21 protein-coding genes are annotated in these 17,136 nt (G+C 59.1%); 1 reads left to right on the top strand and 20 read right to left on the bottom strand.

Annotated elements, in window-relative coordinates; genetic code table 11:
• Positions 1 to 13 precede the first annotated feature (13 nt).
• The 17 genes from V476_RS19430 to V476_RS19350 all read right to left on the bottom strand — a co-directional run bounded on the left by V476_RS19430 (position 14) and on the right by V476_RS19350 (position 13,223).
• Positions 14 to 574, bottom strand: a complete 561-nt coding sequence (locus V476_RS19430) for a DUF1285 domain-containing protein (protein ID WP_017279266.1) — start codon at positions 572 to 574, stop codon at positions 14 to 16.
• 21 nt (positions 575 to 595) lie between these two features.
• Positions 596 to 1,198, bottom strand: coding sequence for a DUF4823 domain-containing protein (locus V476_RS19425; RefSeq protein ID WP_003318496.1), 603 nt, complete (start codon positions 1,196 to 1,198; stop codon positions 596 to 598).
• A 123-nt stretch (positions 1,199 to 1,321) separates the two neighbouring features.
• Positions 1,322 to 1,984: a TetR/AcrR family transcriptional regulator gene (locus V476_RS19420; RefSeq protein WP_003347824.1), complete on the bottom strand. Its 663-nt coding sequence runs from the start codon at positions 1,982 to 1,984 to the stop codon at positions 1,322 to 1,324.
• A gap of 159 nt (positions 1,985 to 2,143) precedes the next feature.
• Positions 2,144 to 2,797, bottom strand: a complete 654-nt coding sequence (locus tag V476_RS19415) for a LysE family translocator (protein ID WP_024662238.1) — start codon at positions 2,795 to 2,797, stop codon at positions 2,144 to 2,146.
• A 304-nt stretch (positions 2,798 to 3,101) separates the two neighbouring features.
• A complete protein-coding gene (locus V476_RS19410) occupies positions 3,102 to 3,887 on the bottom strand; it encodes a TatD family hydrolase (protein ID WP_024959132.1) in 786 nt (261 codons plus the stop codon).
• A gap of 14 nt (positions 3,888 to 3,901) precedes the next feature.
• A complete protein-coding gene (locus V476_RS19405) occupies positions 3,902 to 4,258 on the bottom strand; it encodes a PilZ domain-containing protein (protein WP_003318502.1) in 357 nt (118 codons plus the stop codon).
• A 34-nt stretch (positions 4,259 to 4,292) separates the two neighbouring features.
• Positions 4,293 to 5,279, bottom strand: a complete 987-nt coding sequence (locus tag V476_RS19400; RefSeq protein ID WP_024959131.1) for a DNA polymerase III subunit delta' — start codon at positions 5,277 to 5,279, stop codon at positions 4,293 to 4,295.
• On the bottom strand, positions 5,272 to 5,904 hold the full coding sequence (gene tmk / locus V476_RS19395) for a dTMP kinase (protein WP_024959130.1): 633 nt from the start codon (positions 5,902 to 5,904) through the stop codon (positions 5,272 to 5,274). Before tmk ends, V476_RS19400 begins: the two co-directional genes overlap by 8 nt.
• A 19-nt stretch (positions 5,905 to 5,923) precedes the next feature.
• The gene (gene mltG, locus V476_RS19390) at positions 5,924 to 7,054 is read right to left on the bottom strand and encodes an endolytic transglycosylase MltG (protein ID WP_024959129.1); all 1,131 of its coding nucleotides are present in this window, start codon (positions 7,052 to 7,054) and stop codon (positions 5,924 to 5,926) included.
• Between the two features lie 2 nt (positions 7,055 to 7,056).
• On the bottom strand, positions 7,057 to 7,872 hold the full coding sequence (gene pabC / locus V476_RS19385; RefSeq protein WP_024959128.1) for an aminodeoxychorismate lyase: 816 nt from the start codon (positions 7,870 to 7,872) through the stop codon (positions 7,057 to 7,059).
• Positions 7,872 to 9,116, bottom strand: coding sequence for a beta-ketoacyl-ACP synthase II (gene fabF / locus V476_RS19380; protein WP_024959127.1), 1,245 nt, complete (start codon positions 9,114 to 9,116; stop codon positions 7,872 to 7,874). Before fabF ends, pabC begins: the two co-directional genes overlap by 1 nt.
• 114 nt (positions 9,117 to 9,230) lie before the next feature.
• Positions 9,231 to 9,467, bottom strand: a complete 237-nt coding sequence (acpP, locus tag V476_RS19375; RefSeq protein WP_003227051.1) for an acyl carrier protein — start codon at positions 9,465 to 9,467, stop codon at positions 9,231 to 9,233.
• 191 nt (positions 9,468 to 9,658) lie between these two features.
• Complete coding sequence (gene fabG / locus V476_RS19370) at positions 9,659 to 10,402, bottom strand: 3-oxoacyl-ACP reductase FabG (RefSeq protein ID WP_003318510.1); 744 nt, start codon at positions 10,400 to 10,402, stop codon at positions 9,659 to 9,661.
• 15 nt (positions 10,403 to 10,417) lie between these two features.
• Positions 10,418 to 11,356: an ACP S-malonyltransferase gene (fabD, locus tag V476_RS19365; RefSeq protein ID WP_004418598.1), complete on the bottom strand. Its 939-nt coding sequence runs from the start codon at positions 11,354 to 11,356 to the stop codon at positions 10,418 to 10,420.
• Between the two features lie 116 nt (positions 11,357 to 11,472).
• Complete coding sequence (plsX, locus tag V476_RS19360; protein ID WP_017279271.1) at positions 11,473 to 12,495, bottom strand: phosphate acyltransferase PlsX; 1,023 nt, start codon at positions 12,493 to 12,495, stop codon at positions 11,473 to 11,475.
• Positions 12,496 to 12,499: 4 nt separating this feature from the next.
• A complete protein-coding gene (gene rpmF, locus V476_RS19355) occupies positions 12,500 to 12,682 on the bottom strand; it encodes a 50S ribosomal protein L32 (protein WP_002552688.1) in 183 nt (60 codons plus the stop codon).
• Positions 12,683 to 12,695: 13 nt separating this feature from the next.
• Positions 12,696 to 13,223, bottom strand: coding sequence for a YceD family protein (locus V476_RS19350; protein ID WP_003390869.1), 528 nt, complete (start codon positions 13,221 to 13,223; stop codon positions 12,696 to 12,698).
• 106 nt (positions 13,224 to 13,329) lie between these two features.
• Between V476_RS19350 and V476_RS19345 the strand changes: the two genes are divergently transcribed.
• The gene (locus V476_RS19345; protein WP_024959126.1) at positions 13,330 to 13,908 is read left to right on the top strand and encodes a Maf family protein; all 579 of its coding nucleotides are present in this window, start codon (positions 13,330 to 13,332) and stop codon (positions 13,906 to 13,908) included.
• Positions 13,909 to 13,965: 57 nt separating this feature from the next.
• Here the strand turns inward: V476_RS19345 and V476_RS19340 are convergent, their stop codons facing one another.
• Genes V476_RS19340 through rluC form a run of 3 tightly spaced genes read right to left on the bottom strand, consistent with a single transcriptional unit; the run spans position 13,966 to position 16,597 of the window.
• Positions 13,966 to 14,964 carry a S49 family peptidase gene (locus V476_RS19340; RefSeq protein ID WP_024959125.1) on the bottom strand — a complete coding sequence of 333 codons (999 nt, stop codon included), beginning with the start codon at positions 14,962 to 14,964 and terminating at the stop codon, positions 13,966 to 13,968.
• A 24-nt stretch (positions 14,965 to 14,988) separates the two neighbouring features.
• A complete protein-coding gene (locus V476_RS19335) occupies positions 14,989 to 15,651 on the bottom strand; it encodes an HAD-IA family hydrolase (RefSeq protein WP_024959124.1) in 663 nt (220 codons plus the stop codon).
• Complete coding sequence (rluC, locus tag V476_RS19330; protein ID WP_003317474.1) at positions 15,641 to 16,597, bottom strand: 23S rRNA pseudouridine(955/2504/2580) synthase RluC; 957 nt, start codon at positions 16,595 to 16,597, stop codon at positions 15,641 to 15,643. Before rluC ends, V476_RS19335 begins: the two co-directional genes overlap by 11 nt.
• Positions 16,598 to 17,136: the final 539 nt, after the last annotated feature.

Genomic DNA, 17,136 nt, shown 5'->3' with positions numbered 1-17,136 from the left:
TCAGGTGTGCATTTCAAGGCTCGAGCCCTATCGGGAAGAACACGCCATGGCTCCAGACGCCCAGCCAGCGCTGTCCGTCTATGTCGCGGGAGACGGCCAGCTCGACCAACTGATAGAAAACATTGCGGTGAATCAGCGCCTCAAGATTGGTTCGCACGTGAATGTACGGCGCCGGTTCCTGGGTGTCAGGGTCGGTTACAACCCGCAAAAGGTGTTCCGGTCCCGCTTCGCTTTGATCCTCTACATTGGTCAGAAAGCGCAATACCTGACCCTCGCCCTCCCCCAGCACCTCGAGGCTGACAGCGACAAAAGGCGCGTCATCAACTGTGATGCCGACCTTCTCGACGGGCGTGATCAGGAAATAGTCATCGCCATCGCGGCGCATGATGGTAGAGAACAGCCGGACCATCGGTTTGCGGCCGATCGGCGTGCCCAGGTAATACCAGGTACCGTCGCGAGCGATACGCATGTCGATATCGCCGCAGAAGTCCGGATTCCACAAATGAACAGGCGGTAGCCCTTTGGTTTTGGGGATCTGCGCGAACAGATCACCCGCCTTGTTTGAATCGGTCACTCAACTCTCCTGACACGGCTTCTAGCGTTCGACACCCAATAAGGTACGAGCGTAGTCCTCAAGAGGCGGACCCAGCAAATCCTCGGGGCTTTTGTCGTAAAGCGTCAGCAATCCGCCACGGCTGCGAATGCGTGCGCTGTCGATGAGGTAGCGGGTGCCGGTCTCGATCAGCATCAGCTGAATGACGCCGCTGTCGACGCCCAGACGATCCACCGCTTCCTGATCGGCCCATTGATCGCCATTGCCGATGCGGTCGTCAGCCTTGGCGAAACGCGCATAGAGCAAATAATGTGCGCCCGCAGCACGCGCCTCGACCATGGCTTCATCCAGCCCCAATGGGCCTCGGGCACGACGGACCATCGGGAAGTACTCGATAAAGCCCTTGAAAGCTTCTTCAGCCACCACGTTGGGCCGCGGATAGGCGTTGCCTGGCGGCACAAAGGCGCCCTGAGCGATGTAAATGAACGAGTCAGGCTGCACGCGCCAGTTGGCAGTACGCCGGGTTTCGCTATGGTCGAGCAGACCTGCGTCGCTGAATTGCTCGCGAACACCCTCGCCCATGTCACTGACTTTCATGCAGCCACTCAACGCCAGAAGCGCGAGCAGCATAACCAGGCTACGCATTATCCCCTCCCAAATACCGGTGACGGAAAACCGGCGAATGGTCGTCGGATGCAGCTTCCGCGCCATCTCTGACGCAGCCGGCGCCAAAGCCTTGAAGCTGATGCTCAAGGCCAGGCCGGCGCGTTATTCGGCGGCAGGATCTGGCGTGGGTTCGGCGTTGACTTCGCCGTCGCGCTTGCGCTTGTTGCCCATGCGTACGCCGATGTCCATGAGGAAGTGGAAGAAGCCCTCCTGGTCTTCCAGCACGTTGCTCCAGAATGGCGAGTGATACAGCGCAACGGCGCCATGCACCAGCGCCCAGGCAGCGCAGTAATGGTAGTAAGGCGGGACATCTTCAAGCTTGCCTTCGCTGATGCGGCCTTTGATCAGCAGCGTCAGGTGTTCGAAGTTGGAAGCGCGAATCTTGTGCAGTTCTTCGACCAGCTCAGGCACCTGATTGCCCTTGACCACCTTCTCTTCCAGGCGGTCGAACAGGCGATAGCGCTGCGGGTCACGCATGCGGAATTCGAAGTAGGCGCGCGAGAGCGATTCCTTGTCCTTGTCGACATCGGCCGAATGCAGCAGCTCGTTCAGATCCCGCTCGTAGTCGAGCATAAGGCGCAGGTAGATTTCCGCCTTGGACTTGAAGTGCTTGTAGATGGTGCCTTTGCCAATGCCGACGGCGTCCGCGATCATCTCGACAGTGACGCTGTCTTCGCCTTGCTCGAGAAACAGCTTTAGCGCGGTGTCGAGAATTTCCTGCTCACGGCGGCGAAATTCACGGACCTTACGAGGTTCTTTCTGCATAGAGAGGTCTGTCAGGATCGAAATCGAAGCCGGGTATTATGCCCAATCGGCGCTAAATTGCACGGTTCATCCATATTTGTCGACCTGCACGAATGATTCGGGCGGGAAATCCGCATCGGTCAGCCCGGGCGCCCGATACCGTTCCACTGCGGTGGCAACCTAGTGCGCTGGCAACGCTGGAGAGGCAACGACAAACTCCAGATAACCCGTGATCACCACATACAACGTGAAGTAGGCAAAGATCAGCGCCGAGGCAATGTACGACCAGCGCAACATTCGTTCGCCCATGAAACGCCCACCCTGATGAGCCAGCGCGCACAGCGAGATCGACCAGACCACGCCCGCAGCGACAAACCCGGCGAGAAAGGTCGAAGCGCTGACAAGATCAGAGCCTTGCCGGGCAATCAGCGCTCCGCCGACTGCGGCAAACCAGAGGATGGCGCTGGGTGAGGACATCGCCAGAAAGATCCCGCGCAGGAACAGCGCCAGGCTGGATTTTTCCGATTCAACCGCCTGACTGTCGAGACCGTTGCTGACGGTGGTAGCACTCATGATCATTCTGAAGCAGAACCAGGCCAGCACCGCCGTGCCGCCAATCCAGAGCACGTAGCGCACGGCTTCATATTGCAGCAGCACGGCCATGCCGAGCATCGCCAGGATTGCGTAGGCCAGATCACCGACGCAGGTTCCCAGCCCGAGCCACAGCCCTCTGGAAAAACCGCGCTGCATGGACAGCGTGATCATGGCGATGTTTGCCAGACCAATGTCCAGGCACAAGGACAGACTCAGCAGAAAACCGTTGGAAAACTCCACCCCACCACTCCACTACTGCAGCGCACCCGCATTTCGCCCGATACAAAGTGTTCATCGAGCACTCAAGGAGCGCTTTAGTATTCCAAAACTGTTTAAAAAACGATCAAAAGGCACTGGACGCTGCGCCGTCCTGAACAATACTTAAGCTGCTGCCGCGTCATCATTCCCCAAATGACTCGGCAGTAGAGGCGCCAAAGGACTAGCGCGCCTTTGTTTTACTCCTAATGGTCTTAACCCGGCTTCACCCCCCAGAATCCGGGTTTTTTTTGCCTGCGATTTGTCTGCCCGTGAACGTGTGCATCCGTCAGCGCTGAACGTGCGCCAGCGGAAACAGGCGAGCGAAATTGGCCGTGGTCTGCTCGGCAAAGCGCTCGTAGGACTCGCCTCGCAGCATTGCCAGAAACTCGGCCACCTCACGTACGTACTGGGGCAGATTCGGCTTGCCCCGATACGGGATGGGCGCGAGGTACGGGGAGTCGGTCTCGACCAGCAGACGATCGGCGGGCACCTGCCTTGCAACGTCGCGCAGGGCATCGGCGTTGCGAAAGGTCACGATACCGGACAGCGAAATGTAGTAACCCAGGTCAAGCGCGGCCTTGGCCATCTCCCAGTCTTCGGTGAAACAGTGCAGGACACCGGCGTGGGGCAAGGCCGCTTCATGCAGCAGGCTGAGGGTATCGGCACGTGCGCCCCGAGTGTGGATGACCACTGGTTTTTCAGTGATTCTGGCCGCCTCGAGGTGAACCCGGAAAGACGCCTGTTGCAGCTCGGCCGCTTCAGGTTCGTAGTGATAGTCCAGACCGGTCTCACCAATCGCTACCACCCGCGGGTGATCCAGCTCCTTGAGCAACCAGTCCAGGGGCGGCATTTCGCCGGGCTTCATGTCCAGCGGATGAATGCCCACCGAGCAATCGACATCCGCATAGCGTTCGGCGAGTGCCTTGACCGCACCCGCATTGTCGGCGCTGACACCGATGCAGAGAAAATGCCCGACCCCTCTGCCGCGGGCGGCGTCGAGTGCGGCATCCAGAGAGCCGTCGTGCTGGGCAAGGTCAAGGCGATCGAGGTGACAATGGGAATCTACAAGCATGGGTTAAAACACAACTACATCGTATGGGTTGGACGATCGGACTTGAGAGCGCCGACCAGGTGAGTTTCGATCAGATTGCGGGCGGTGTTGTCGCCGTCATTGAACTGCACGCCAACGCCGGCAGTGCGATTGCCCTGCGCGCCTTTCGGCGTGATCCAGGCAACACGACCGGCCACCGGAACCTTCTCCGGTTCGTCCATCAGATTGAGAAGCATGAACACTTCATCGCCCAGTTTGTAGCTTTTGCTGGTCGGAATGAACAGCCCGCCGTTTCTGATGAACGGCATATAAGCAGCGTAAAGAACGGACTTGTCCTTGATGGTCAGGGACAGAATGCCATTACGTGGACCTGTGCTCGGCGGCAGATTCATGACAACACCTCAACGGTTCCGGATAACGCAGAGTCTACGCCTGTCCCGGCAGGCCTGCCCACTGCACCAACAACGCTTCAAGCAGCAAAACCCGATTGAGGTTGGCCTTGGACATGACTTTCTGGCGCTGCGCCAGAATCCAATCCTGAATATCCAGCACTTTGGCGCGAGAAGACTTCTGCGCCAGGTATTGAATCACCTTGCGCATGTCACCCAGGCCAAGGCCCTCCTCGTCCTGCGTCATCTGATAGCGCAGGATCAAGTGCGACCAGTCACAGAACCAGTCGAACAGCAGTAACAGCGGAATATCCTTCCAGCCCTCGGCCAGCTGGGTAGCCGACTGTTGTTGCTTGAGCAGCTTCTTGACGCCGTCGACCACCAGCGCGCGCTGTTCGCGAACACCCTGCGTGTGCAGCGCCACCGCAGCCAGCGGCGACCCGGCGGCCAGCGTCAGCAACTCGAAGCGCTCGTCCTGCGTGCAATCGGGCAATGCGCCGCTCAGCCAGTCGAGACTCATCTGCTCGCCGGGCAACGGGCAGGCCTGCTGCACACAGCGGCTCTTGACCGTTGGCAGCAAGCGGCTCGGTTGATGGCTGACCAACAACAGAACGGTATTGCCTGAAGGCTCTTCCAGACTTTTCAGCAAGGCATTGGCCGCGTTGGCATTCATCGCTTCCACCGGCTCGACGAGCACCACCTTGCGCCCGCCCATCTGGGCGGTCTGCACTACGAAACTGACCAGATCACGCACCTGATCGACCTTGATCGGCTTGTCCGCCTCTTCCGGCTCGAGCACGTAATGGTCGGGATGGCTGCCAGCCGCCAACAGCAGACAGGACTTGCAGTGCCCGCAGGCATCAAGCCCGTCAGGCGTCTTGCACAACAAGCTGGCCATCAGCCGTTCAGCCAGGGCGCGCTTACCGATACCCGCAGGCCCGTGCAGCAGATAGGCGTGAGCGTGCTGGGCGCGACCGGCCATCTGCTGCCAGAGCGAAGCCTGCCAGGGATAGGCTTCAGCCACGTTGCAGCTCCAGCAACTGAGGCAGCAAGGTGTCGAGGGAAGCCTGCACATCGGCCAGGGTCTGTCCGGCGTCTACCAGGCGATAGCGCGCAGGTTCAGCCTCGGCGCGCTCCAGATAGGTGCTACGCACGGCGTCGAAGAAAGCCCGGCCTTCCTGCTCGAACCGATCCAGCCGACCGCGTGCAGCGGCGCGTGACAGGCCGATCTCTACCGGCAGGTCGAACACCAGCGTCAGGTCAGGGCGCAGGTCGCCTTGAACGAACTGTTCCAGCGCTGCGATACGCTCATGGGACAGGCCGCGACCGCCGCCCTGATAGGCGTAGGTGGCATCGGTAAACCGATCACAGAGCACCACCTCGCCACGCGCCAGCGCGGGACGAATGACTTCGGTCAAATGCTGGGCACGCGCGGCAAACACCAGCAGCAGTTCGGTGTCGGCGCTCATGGCCTCGTCGCTGGGCGCCAGCAACAACTCGCGAATACGCTCGGCCAGCGGAGTGCCACCTGGCTCGCGAGTCAGCAGTACCTGAACCCCCTGCGCACGCAATTGTGCCGCCAGGTAGTCGCGGTTGGTACTTTTACCTGCACCTTCCGGGCCTTCAAGGGTGATAAACAAGCCAGTCACAGGTCATCCTTAATCGTCATCATTGCGCATTCGGCTCGGACTGCGGGGCATCCGGAACATCCGCAGGCACGGCTTCCGAAGAGGGCGAGTCAGTTGCCGGTGCCGGTGCCGGTGTGGCAGGTGCCGGGCTGGAGCGATAATCCGTGCGGCGCTTGAGCTGATAGTCACGCACGGCAGCGTTATGGGCATCCAGATCGTCCGAGAACACATGGCTACCGTCACCCTTGGCCACGAAATACAGGCTGCTGCCGTCTACTGGATTGAGCGCAGCGTGAATCGCTTCGCGCCCCACCAGCGAAATGGGCGTCGGCGGCAGGCCGGCGATCACGTAGGTGTTATAGGGCGTCGCTTCCTTGAGGTTGGCGCGGGTCAGCTTGCCGTTGTAGCGCTCGCCCATGCCGTAGATCACGGTCGGATCGGTCTGCAACTGCATGCCCAGCTTCAGGCGACGCACGAACACGCCGGCTATCTGGCCGCGCTCCTGAGGCACACCGGTCTCCTTCTCGACCAAAGACGCCATGATCAGCGCCTGGTAAGGATTTGAGTAGGGAGCCTCTGACGAACGCGCATTCCATTCCTCGTCGAGTACTTCTTCCAGGCGGCTGTAGGCCTGCTTGAGCAATTCGACGTCGGTCATGCCGCGCACGTAGCGGTAAGTGTCCGGAAAGAAACGGCCTTCAGGAAAAACGTCGGGGTGGCCAATTTTCGCCATCAGCTCGCTGTCGGACAGACCTGCCAGCGTTTGATCGAGCTTGGGCTGTTTGGCAAGCGCGGCACGCACCTGGCGGAAATTCCAGCCTTCGACCAGCGTCAGGCTGTATTGCACGACTTCCTTGCGCTTCCAGACGTCGAACAGGCCCTTGACGTTCATGCCCGGCACCATGCGGTATTCACCGCTGTGCAGCGCCTGTCCGGACAGGTTGAAACGCCAGTAAAGACGCAGCCAGAAAGCGTCCTTGATCACGCCATCGGCCTGCAATCGATTGAGTACGCCGGTCGGCGTCGAACCGGCCGGAACGTCCAGCAGTTGCTCCTGAGCCACCTCAAGCGGTTGGTTCAGCGCCTGATACTGCTGCCAGAACGCAAAGCCGAGCAGCAAACCTGCCAGGACAACCGCTGTTTCCAGCAACACCAATATTTTTCGGATCAAAATCAGATATCCAGAAGGCTGCGGGCAATACCTTGCAGTTTACGGGTCAGCGGCCCGACCGGCCAGTTCAACGCTGCAAAGCTGCGAACCGGCCAGACGCCGTAAACGCTATTGCATAGAAACACTTCGTCTGCCGATTCCAGGTCAGACATGTGCAGGTCACGGATATCGACAGCCAACCCCAGCTTTGGTGCTTGGTCCAGCAGCTCGGCACGCATCACACCTGCGACCCCGCAGCGGCTGAGATCAGCAGTCAGCAAACGGCCCTGACTGACCAGAAACAGGTTGCTGTAGACACCCTCTATCAGTCGCCCGGACATATCACGCATCAAACCCTCGGCGTGCTCGCTGTCACTCCACTCGGAGCGGGCCAGTACCTGCTCCAGACGATTGAGGTGTTTGAGTCCAGCCAGAAGCGGCTGTTCCGCCAGTCGCGTCTGGCAGGCAAACAGGCGCACGCCCTGCTCCGCATGCGCACCGGGATAGGCTGGTGCAGGGCCGCCCTGCAGGATTCGACGCGATTGGGCATTGGGGGCCGGGGCGTAGCCGCGCTGGCTGTCGCCACGGGTAAGGATGAGCTTCATGACCCCATCACCAAGCTCTGCAGCGAAGCGGGTTATTTCTGCACGGATCAGCGCGTGATCGGTTGCGATCGACAAGCGTGCGCAGCCGCTTTCGAGACGCTGCAGATGGCGCTCCAGGAGCAAAGGCTGCCCGGCCTTGACGACGATGGTTTCAAACAGTCCATCGCCGTAAGCCAGCCCTCGATCCTTGAGGGACAAGGCGTCTGCGGGGCAGCCATCGACCCAGTCGGGCATTACTCGGCGAACCGACGGAATACCAGCGAGCCGTTGGTGCCACCGAAGCCGAAGGAGTTCGACAGAACGACGTCGATCGGCATGCGGCGCGCTTCGTGAGGCACGAAGTCCAGATCGCAGCCTTCACTTGGCTCATCCAGGTTGATGGTCGGCGGAGCCACCTGATCAACCATTGCCAGGACGCTGAAGATCGCTTCGACAGCACCAGCGGCGCCCAGCAGGTGGCCGGTCATCGACTTGGTCGAACTGACTGCCAGCTTGTAGGCGTGATCACCGAATACCGACTTGATCGCGGAAGCCTCGGCCAGATCGCCTGCAGTCGTCGACGTACCGTGTGCGTTGATGTACTGCACCTGATCGGGATTGACCTTGGCATCACGCAACGCATTGACGATGCAGCGTGCAGCACCGGCGCCGTCATCAGGAGGCGAAGTCATGTGATAAGCATCGCCGCTCATGCCGAACCCGACCAGCTCTGCATAAATGGTGGCACCACGCGCCTTTGCGTGCTCGAGCTCTTCGAGCACCATGGCACCGGCACCGTCGGACAGGACGAAGCCATCACGGCCCTTGTCCCAGGGGCGACTGGCGCGGGTCGGGTCATCGTTGCGGGTCGACAGTGCACGCGCTGCACCGAAGCCACCCAGACCGAGCCCACAGGCGGCCATTTCAGCGCCGCCGGCGATCATCACGTCCGCTTCGTCATAGGCGATGTTGCGAGCCGCCATGCCGATGCAGTGGGTTGCAGTCGTGCAAGCCGTCGCGATGGAGTAATTGGGTCCCTGTGCGCCCAGATGGATCGACAGGAAACCGGAAATCATATTGATGATCGAGCCAGGAACGAAGAACGGTGAAATCCGCCCCGGACCCTGCTCGTGCAGCAGACGACTGCTGTTTTCGATATTGGTCAGACCACCGATGCCCGAACCCATGGCAACGCCGATGCGCTCACGGTTTGCATCAGTGACTTCAAGGCCTGCATTACGCACAGCCTGAAAGCTGGCCGCGAGGCCATACTGAATAAAGAGATCGAGGCGACGCGCTTCTTTGGGCGCGAGGTATTCTTCGACGTTGAAACCCTTGACCGAGCCGCCGAAGCGGGTGGTGAAGGCTGACAAGTCCGTGTGCTCGATAAGGCCAATGCCACTGCGGCCCGCCAGAATGCCTTGCCAACTGCTGGGCACGTCATTGCCCAGTGGCGAAAGCATGCCCATCCCGGTGACCACGACGCGTCTACGCGACACAGGACTCTCCTTCTCTCTTGTTTACGGAACAATCACAGCGTTTTTTAAAGAAAAAACCGCACGCCGGTTAAAGCAGTGCGGTTTTCCCGTGACAGCAGTCAGCGATTACAAATCTTAAGCCTGATGGCTAGTGACGTAGTCGATTGCTGCTTGAACGGTAGTGATCTTTTCCGCTTCTTCGTCCGGGATTTCGGTCTCGAATTCCTCTTCCAGAGCCATTACCAGCTCGACGGTGTCCAGGGAGTCAGCGCCCAGGTCCTCAACGAAAGAAGCAGTGTTGACAACCTCTTCTTGTTTGACGCCAAGTTGCTCTGCAACGATTTTCTTGACGCGCTCTTCGATGGTGCTCATACCTAGTTTTAACTCCTAGTGGAAATGTTCAGGCATCTGGCCAGTGGGTAAGTGTATAGAAGAGGTTTTGCGAATTTCAAGCTTAACGCTCTCCCCTTATGCCCAACCGTACCTTTGCCCATTCATAGATTGCAGCTTTATAACGGATTTTAGACAGCTCGTATGACATTTTTTTGAAACAGGTCGTCACATTAGCTCATGTACATGCCGCCGTTAACAGGGATTGTGGCCCCGGTAACGTAGCCTGCGCCTTCGGACGCAAGAAAAGCGACTACGTGCGCAATCTCTTCGGCTTGTCCCAAACGGCCCAGGGGTATCTGGGTAATCAGTGACTCACGCTGAGCCTCAGGCAGCTCACGCGTCATGTCGGTATCGATAAAACCCGGTGCCACCGAATTCACGGTGACCGCCCGCGAGCCCACTTCACGGGCCAGAGCCCGACTGAAGCCTTCCAGACCGGCCTTCGCGGAAGCATAGTTTACTTGACCGGCGTTGCCCATGGCACCCACAACCGAACCAATGCTGATAATACGCCCCCAACGCGCTTTGGTCATGCCACGCAGAACGCCCTTGGAAAGACGGAAAAGGCTGTTCAGATTGGTGTTGACGACGTCATACCATTCGTCATCTTTCATGCGCATCATCAGGTTATCACGGGTGATACCGGCGTTATTGACCAGAATCAACGGTGCGCCGACGCGCTCCTGAATGGTGGACAGAACCGAATTCACAGACTCGGCATCGCAGACATCCAGCATCAGGCCAAAGCCTTCGATGCCGTTTTCCTTGAACGTCGCGCTGATGCGCTCGGCACCGGACTCTGACGTCGCGGTACCCACGACAACAGCACCGTTGCGTCCCAATTCCAGAGCAATGGCTTGACCAATGCCGCGACTTGCACCGGTTACCAGTGCCACTTTACCTTGAAGGCTCATGCAGGCTTCTCCTAATCAGGCCAGTGCCGCGCGCGCGGCGGCAAAGGCGTCCGGGGTATCAAGGTTGTAGGTCATCACGCCGTCGGCGCAACGCTTGTTCAGACCGGCCAGCACTTTGCCCGGACCGCACTCCACAAGCTGGGTCGCACCGCGACTGGCCAGGCATTGAATGGATTCGACCCAGCGTACCGGCTTGTACAACTGCTCCAGCAAATCACGCTTGAGCGTCGCCAGATCACTGACGGCACTGGCGCTGACGTTCTGTACCAGCGCAATTTCCGGCGCTTGCCATTCGATGGCTTCAACGGCCTCGGCGAAACGCTCGGCGGCCGGGCGCATCAGTTCGCAGTGCGATGGCACGCTGACCGGCAATGGCAAAGCGCGCTTGGCGCCACGGGCCTTGCACAGCTCCATGGCACGCTTGACAGCCTCGGCGGAACCGGCAATCACCACCTGGCCCGGCGAGTTGAAATTCACAGCACTGACGACCTCACCCTGTGCCGCTTCGGCGCAGGCTGCAATAACGTCGGCATCATCGAGCCCGAGAATGGCGGCCATGCCACCCTGACCCGCTGGTACCGCTTCCTGCATCAACTGGCCGCGACGCTCGACAAGCTTTACGGCGTCGGCCAGGCTCAGGCTTTGCGCGGCTACCAGTGCGCTGTATTCACCCAGACTGTGACCGGCGACGAATGCAGGAACCGCACCGCCCTCGGCCAGCCACACATGCCACAAGGCAACCGAAGCGGTCAAAATGGCCGGTTGGGTCTTGTCGGTCTGATTGAGCAGCTCGGCAGGACCGTTCTGAGTCAATGCCCACAGGTCATAGCCGAGGGCTTCGGAAGCCTGCTCGAAAGTGTCGAGGATCAGCGGATGTTGCGCGCCTTGTTCGGCGAGCATACCGAGCGATTGCGATCCTTGACCCGGAAAGACGAATGCGAGGGATGCAGACATTTGACAAGCCTCTGAATTATTGTCGCCAAAATGGGCGTCCGGACAGGCCGAACGCGGGAATTCTAATGTATATGACTGATCGGTTGGATGACTGACCAGTCTGATGCGTCACATTTTCAGCTTCGGTCGTCCTGGAACATCGTTTCAAGCCGCCCCTTCAAACGCTGTGGCAGGTTTTCACGGGACTCGACGAGCGCTCGCTGAATCGCACTCTGAAAGCCTGAAACACTTGCAGAGCCATGGCTTTTCACCACGACCCCCTGCAACCCGAGCAGGCTCGCGCCATTATGACGGGCGGGCGCCAGGTCGGTCTGCAAGCGCTTCAGCAAGGGCAACGCCAGCGCGCCGACCGCCCTGCTGAGCAGATTGCGCTGGAACAGCGTCTCGATCCTGGCCGCAATCATGGTCGCCAGCCCCTCACTCGACTTGAGCAATACGTTGCCGACGAAACCATCACACACCACTACGTCAGCTTCCCCCCTGTACAACCCGTCACCTTCGACATAGCCAATGTAGTTAAGCCCCGAGGCAGACTGCAAAAGACCGGCAGCACGCTTGACCTGCTGATTGCCCTTGATGTCCTCAGTGCCCACATTGAGCAAGGCCACTCTGGGCGTTGCGACACCGAGGATCTCGGCAAGCACCGAGCCCATTACTGCAAACTGATAAAGCGCCTCGGCACTGCAATCAACGTTCGCCCCGAGGTCCAGCAACTGGCAATGACCTGAGCGAGTGGGAATGGCTGCGATCATTGCCGGGCGATCAATCCCTGGCAAGGTCTTGAGCACAAACCGGGAAAGCGCCATCAGCGCACCGGTATTGCCGGCACTGACACATGCCTGGGCCTGACCGCTGGCCACCAGCTCGAGAGCTACGCGCATGGAGGAGTCAGGCTTGCCACGCAACGCCTGAGACGGACGCTCGTCCATCGCAATCGCTTCACTGGCATGAATGACACGCAGGCGCGAACGGTCCACAGCTTCATGAGCAGAGACGAGTTCTTCAATAAGGGAGGCTTGACCGACAAGGGCCAGGTGAAGCGAGGGAGTAGCTGTCAGGCACGCGAGGCTTGCCTGAACAATGTTGCGGGGACCGAAGTCCCCGCCCATTGCGTCGATCGCGATGATCGGAGCGGACAAGAAATTACTCGTCAGCGCCCTTGTCGATCACTTTACGACCACGGTATACGCCTTCTGGCGATACGTGGTGACGCAGGTGAATTTCACCAGTGGTCTTTTCTACCGACAGAGTGCTTGCCTCAAGAGCGTCGTGCGAACGACGCATGTCACGGGCAGAGCGGGATTTTTTGTTCTGCTGAACAGCCATAATTGATTAACTCCTAAACGTTTGGGTCACGCTTTAACTGCGCCAATACACTGAACGGGTTGGACCGCGTTACCTCGTCCACGCTCGGTTCGGGCTCATCGAGACCCGCCGGTTGCTGGCATTCTTCAGGATGATGAGCAGGCACAATGGGCAAGGCGAGCAAAAGCTCCTCCTCGATCAATGCCAGCAGATCCAAAGGATCTTCGCCCAGTTCCAGCACGTCATAACCTTTCGGTAACGACTGGGTATTCGCACCCTCCTTCACCACAACGTAACTGCATTCGCTGTGGATCGGCAGGGTCACCAGCTCAAGACAACGCTGGCAAACCATCTTGACCGGGACGTCTATCGAACTGTGGATAACCACAGAACGGCGTTCGTCACGCTCAAAAACGAATTTCGCCTGCACCGTACCGACAGTGTCGGCAAGCGGGTCGCAGAGTCTCTTCAGATCGCCCAGCAGCACTTCACCCTGAAGGGTAGTGCCGCGATCGGACAATTTGCGCGGGTCAACGTGAGATGGAATCGGGTCATTCAACATAGGCGCAGCATTCTAGGGATGCCCCCCGGGCATGTCAAAGGAAATTCAGGCCTGTTCGTCACTCCGGCCACTCTTTAGAATCAACGCTCAGCCTACGGAGAACCGCATGCCATCCCTGCTCCTCGCTTCCAGCTCCTCATACCGCCGCGACCTGCTCGCCCGCCTGCGCCTGCCATTCACTTGCAGGTCTCCGGATATCGATGAAAGCCGGCGACCGAACGAGGCCGCATTCGACCTCGTACAGCGCCTTGCCCGAGAGAAAGCCCAAGCGCTCGCCGCCGAGTATCCACACCACCTGATCATCGGCTCCGACCAGGTCGCCGTCCTTGACGAACAGGTCTTGGGCAAGCCACACAGCTTCGAGCGCGCACGGGAACAGCTGACGACAGCGAGCGGCAAAAGCGTGACCTTCCTGACCGGCCTGGCCCTGCTCAATAGCTCGACCGGCGAGTGCCAGGTCGACTGCGTGCCTTTTACAGTGCACATGCGCGAACTCGACCGGGCCAACATCGAACGCTACCTGCATGCCGAACAGCCCTATGACTGCGCTGGCAGCTTCAAGGCAGAAGGCCTTGGCGTCAGCCTGTTTCGCAGCACCGAAGGCAGTGACGCGACCAGCCTGATCGGCCTGCCGCTGATACGCCTGGTGGACATGCTTATAAAGGAAGGCGTCAGCGTACCCTGACCCTTACATATAAAGAACCCGGCCATTGGCCGGGTTCTTTATGTCTACATCAAGCCATCAACGCAGGCTTGGGCCGTTGAAACCGACCAGCATGGCAATTCGCTCGGCGATACTGGTGCCCAGCTTTTTCGAAAAGCGATCGAAAGGCGACTCTTCGACGGTGTACTCGACGATGTCCTTTTCCTTGATCACGTCACGCGCAACATAACTTGCACTGCCCAGACCATCCACCAGACCCAGCGCAACAGCCTGCTCGCCGGTCCAGATCAGCCCGGAGAACAGCTCTGGGTGCTCTTTGTCCTTCAATCGATCGCCGCGACCTTGTTTGACACTGGCGATGAACTGACGATGAGTCGTGTCCAGCACGCCCTGCCAGAACTGCGTTTCATCAGCCTTCTGCGGCTGGAACGGGTCAAGGAAGGCCTTGTGCTCGCCGGAGGTATAGGTACGACGATCAACACCGAGCTTGCCCATGGCACCGACAAAACCGAAACCTGCTGCCGTGACACCGATCGACCCCACCAGACTGGCTTTGTCGGCATAGATCTGGTCAGCGGCGCTGGCGATGTAATAAGCACCCGAAGCACCGAGATCGGTAATGACCGCATACACCTTGATGTCCGGCTTCGTCGCGCGCAAACGTCGAATTTCGTCGTAGACATAGCCCGACTGCACCGGACTGCCGCCCGGGCTGTTGATACGCAGAATCACACCCTTGGTCTTTTCATCCTCGAAGGCCTTCTGCAGCGCAGTGACAATGTTCTCGGCACTGGCCGCTTCCTTGTCGGCAATCACGCCCTGCACATCGATCAGCGCAGTGTGGCTGGAACGGCGCGAAGTGCCGCCCTCGAAATCCAGCATCGGTACGATCACTGCAACAAACAGGAACGCGAACGTCAGCAGTTTGAAAAAGATTCCCCAGCGACGTGCCCTGCGCTGCTCCTGAACACTGGCCAGCAGCGTCTTTTCAAGAAGCTTCCAGCTTTTTGCCTCTTCCCTGCCATTGATGCCCTCGTCCGCGCTTTGCGAAACGGGTGCCTTCCATTCGTCAGACATGTTCCAATCACTCCAACCCGAAAACTAGACGCCGCGCCCGTTCAACCAGGTGCGCAGCTCGGAAAAATGCTCGATAGCCAGCCGCGGCTCGAACCGACGCAGAGACTCCAGCGGCTGAGCGCCATAGCCCACCGCAACCGAATCCATACCCGCATTGCGAGCCATCAGCAGATCGAACGAAGCATCGCCAATCATCAGCGAACGCTGCGGGGTAACCTCACAATGCGCCATGATCTCGTTCAACATCAGCGGATCAGGCTTGCTGGCGGTCTCGTCGGCCGCCCGGGTGGCATCGAAGTAATCCTGCCAGCCATTGGCCTTCAGCACACGGTCGAGCCCGCGACGCGCCTTGCCGGTAGCGACCGCCAGACGATAGCCATCCTCGCGAAACGCCTGCATCGACTCTACAACACCGTCGAACAGCGGCGACGGCACGTTATCCATTGCCATATAACTGTCTGCGTAGCGCTGGCGAAAATCGATTAGCTGATTGCCGCTGATCTGCGGATACAGGGTTCGAATCGCCTCAGGCAGCCCCAGGCCGATAATCCCCTTGATCGCGGTATCGTCGCGAATTTCAAGGTCAGTCTCGATGGCCGCCGTACGCATGGACAGGATGATGCGCCCGATCGAGTCGGCCAGCGTGCCGTCCCAGTCGAAAATCAACAGGTCGTAATCACGGCGCACTCAAACGCTCCACTGTTTTGGCCCACATGTCATCGACAGGCGCCTGCACATTAAGTTTGCTGCCATCGGGCATCGGCACCGTGAGCATGTAGGCGTGCAAAAACAGACGCTTGCCGCCCAGATCGCGAATTTCGCGACTGAAATTCTCGTCACCGTACTTGGTGTCACCTGCAATGGCATGCCCTGCGTGCAAGGTGTGCACACGGATCTGGTGAGTACGCCCGGTGACCGGCTTGGCTTCGACCATGGTGGCAAAATCGCCGAAACGACGCAGCACCTTGAAAATCGTCAGGGCCTCCTTGCCCTCTTCATTCACTTCGACCATGCGTTCGCCGGAGCGCAGGTTGCTTTTCATCAGCGGTGCACGAACCTGCTTCAACGCTGTTGCCCAGTTACCGCGGACCAGCGCCATGTAGCGCTTGTCTACGCCGTCGCCGCGCAGGGCTTCATGCAGATGACGCAGCATGCTGCGTTTCTTGGCGATCATCAGCAAACCGGACGTGTCGCGATCGAGACGGTGCACCAGCTCGAGCTCCTTGGCATCAGGGCGCAACTGGCGGAACGCTTCGATCACGCCAAAGCTCAGGCCACTGCCGCCATGCACGGCGATACCTGCAGGCTTGTTGAGCACGATAAGCGCCTTGTCTTCGTAGACGATCGCAGCTTCGAGACGTTGCAACAATGCCTGCGCGACCGGCACAGGCTCGTCGCGTTCAGGCACGCGCACAGGAGGAATGCGCACGATATCGCCTGCCTGCAACTTGTACTCCGGCTTGATCCGCCCCTTGTTCACACGCACTTCGCCTTTGCGCAAAATGCGGTAAATCAAGGTTTTGGGCACACCCTTGAGATAAGTGATCAGAAAGTTATCGATGCGTTGACCGGCAAGTTCCGGGGCAACCTCAACCAGCTGGACGCCGGGGGTTGGAGGGGCAATATTCGTCATGCCGCAAATGATAACAATTTTTTATGGATTTGAAGCACTTAATGATTGCTGCTATAGTCGCGAACGCCGCCAAAAGCGGCCGGACAGCGGACCAACGGTTGACAACCGGCCCTGACCAACGCAATTCACAAGGACGGGAGGCCGTCCTACGCAGTGTTCGGTGACAACGGAGCACGCTGAAAACGTAACAAGCGCAGGTGACATGAGGCCGGAAACACGCCTGACAGCAGAGCAGACAGCTCGCGGCCAGTGCGGACAGTTCATGGCCAGTTCACAAAGTGCAGTCGCTTTCAGACGCTACGAGCGAATGCTTCGGGAACAACGCCTCAAGCCATGATGCGCGACCTTCCCTATCGAAGGTCGCGGTAAATGCCAACCCGCTGCGGATTCTGCGCGCGGCAGCACCCGAATTATCAGGGATACGTGTAGGGTGGAGACGCACAACCATCGGACTGTGTAGCACAAGGCTTGTTCTAGACGCTTCATCTCGTCCGCTACCGATGGTCGATTCCTCCTCCTGACAAAGCTTTTGCTGAAAG

It is taken from the genome of Pseudomonas syringae KCTC 12500 (assembly GCF_000507185.2).
Taxonomy (GTDB): Bacteria; Pseudomonadota; Gammaproteobacteria; order Pseudomonadales; family Pseudomonadaceae; genus Aquipseudomonas; species Aquipseudomonas syringae.
This window is presented reverse-complemented; position numbering and strand designations above follow the sequence as displayed.

What these genes read in the sequence shown, in the direction of transcription:
- V476_RS19410 (WP_024959132.1), bottom strand. Translation starts at nt 3,887, where the DNA reads ATGCTTGTAGATTCCCATTGTCACCTCGATCGCCTTGACCTTGCCCAG.
- acpP (WP_003227051.1), bottom strand. Translation starts at nt 9,467, where the DNA reads ATGAGCACCATCGAAGAGCGCGTCAAGAAAATCGTTGCAGAGCAACTT.
- V476_RS19345 (WP_024959126.1), top strand. Translation starts at nt 13,330, where the DNA reads ATGCCATCCCTGCTCCTCGCTTCCAGCTCCTCATACCGCCGCGACCTG.
- fabG (WP_003318510.1), bottom strand. Translation starts at nt 10,402, where the DNA reads ATGAGCCTTCAAGGTAAAGTGGCACTGGTAACCGGTGCAAGTCGCGGC.
- V476_RS19425 (WP_003318496.1), bottom strand. Translation starts at nt 1,198, where the DNA reads ATGCGTAGCCTGGTTATGCTGCTCGCGCTTCTGGCGTTGAGTGGCTGC.
- V476_RS19340 (WP_024959125.1), bottom strand. Translation starts at nt 14,964, where the DNA reads ATGTCTGACGAATGGAAGGCACCCGTTTCGCAAAGCGCGGACGAGGGC.
- pabC (WP_024959128.1), bottom strand. Translation starts at nt 7,872, where the DNA reads ATGCCCGACTGGGTCGATGGCTGCCCCGCAGACGCCTTGTCCCTCAAG.
- V476_RS19405 (WP_003318502.1), bottom strand. Translation starts at nt 4,258, where the DNA reads ATGAATCTGCCGCCGAGCACAGGTCCACGTAATGGCATTCTGTCCCTG.
- rluC (WP_003317474.1), bottom strand. Translation starts at nt 16,597, where the DNA reads ATGACGAATATTGCCCCTCCAACCCCCGGCGTCCAGCTGGTTGAGGTT.
- rpmF (WP_002552688.1), bottom strand. Translation starts at nt 12,682, where the DNA reads ATGGCTGTTCAGCAGAACAAAAAATCCCGCTCTGCCCGTGACATGCGT.
- fabD (WP_004418598.1), bottom strand. Translation starts at nt 11,356, where the DNA reads ATGTCTGCATCCCTCGCATTCGTCTTTCCGGGTCAAGGATCGCAATCG.
- V476_RS19420 (WP_003347824.1), bottom strand. Translation starts at nt 1,984, where the DNA reads ATGCAGAAAGAACCTCGTAAGGTCCGTGAATTTCGCCGCCGTGAGCAG.
- V476_RS19350 (WP_003390869.1), bottom strand. Translation starts at nt 13,223, where the DNA reads ATGTTGAATGACCCGATTCCATCTCACGTTGACCCGCGCAAATTGTCC.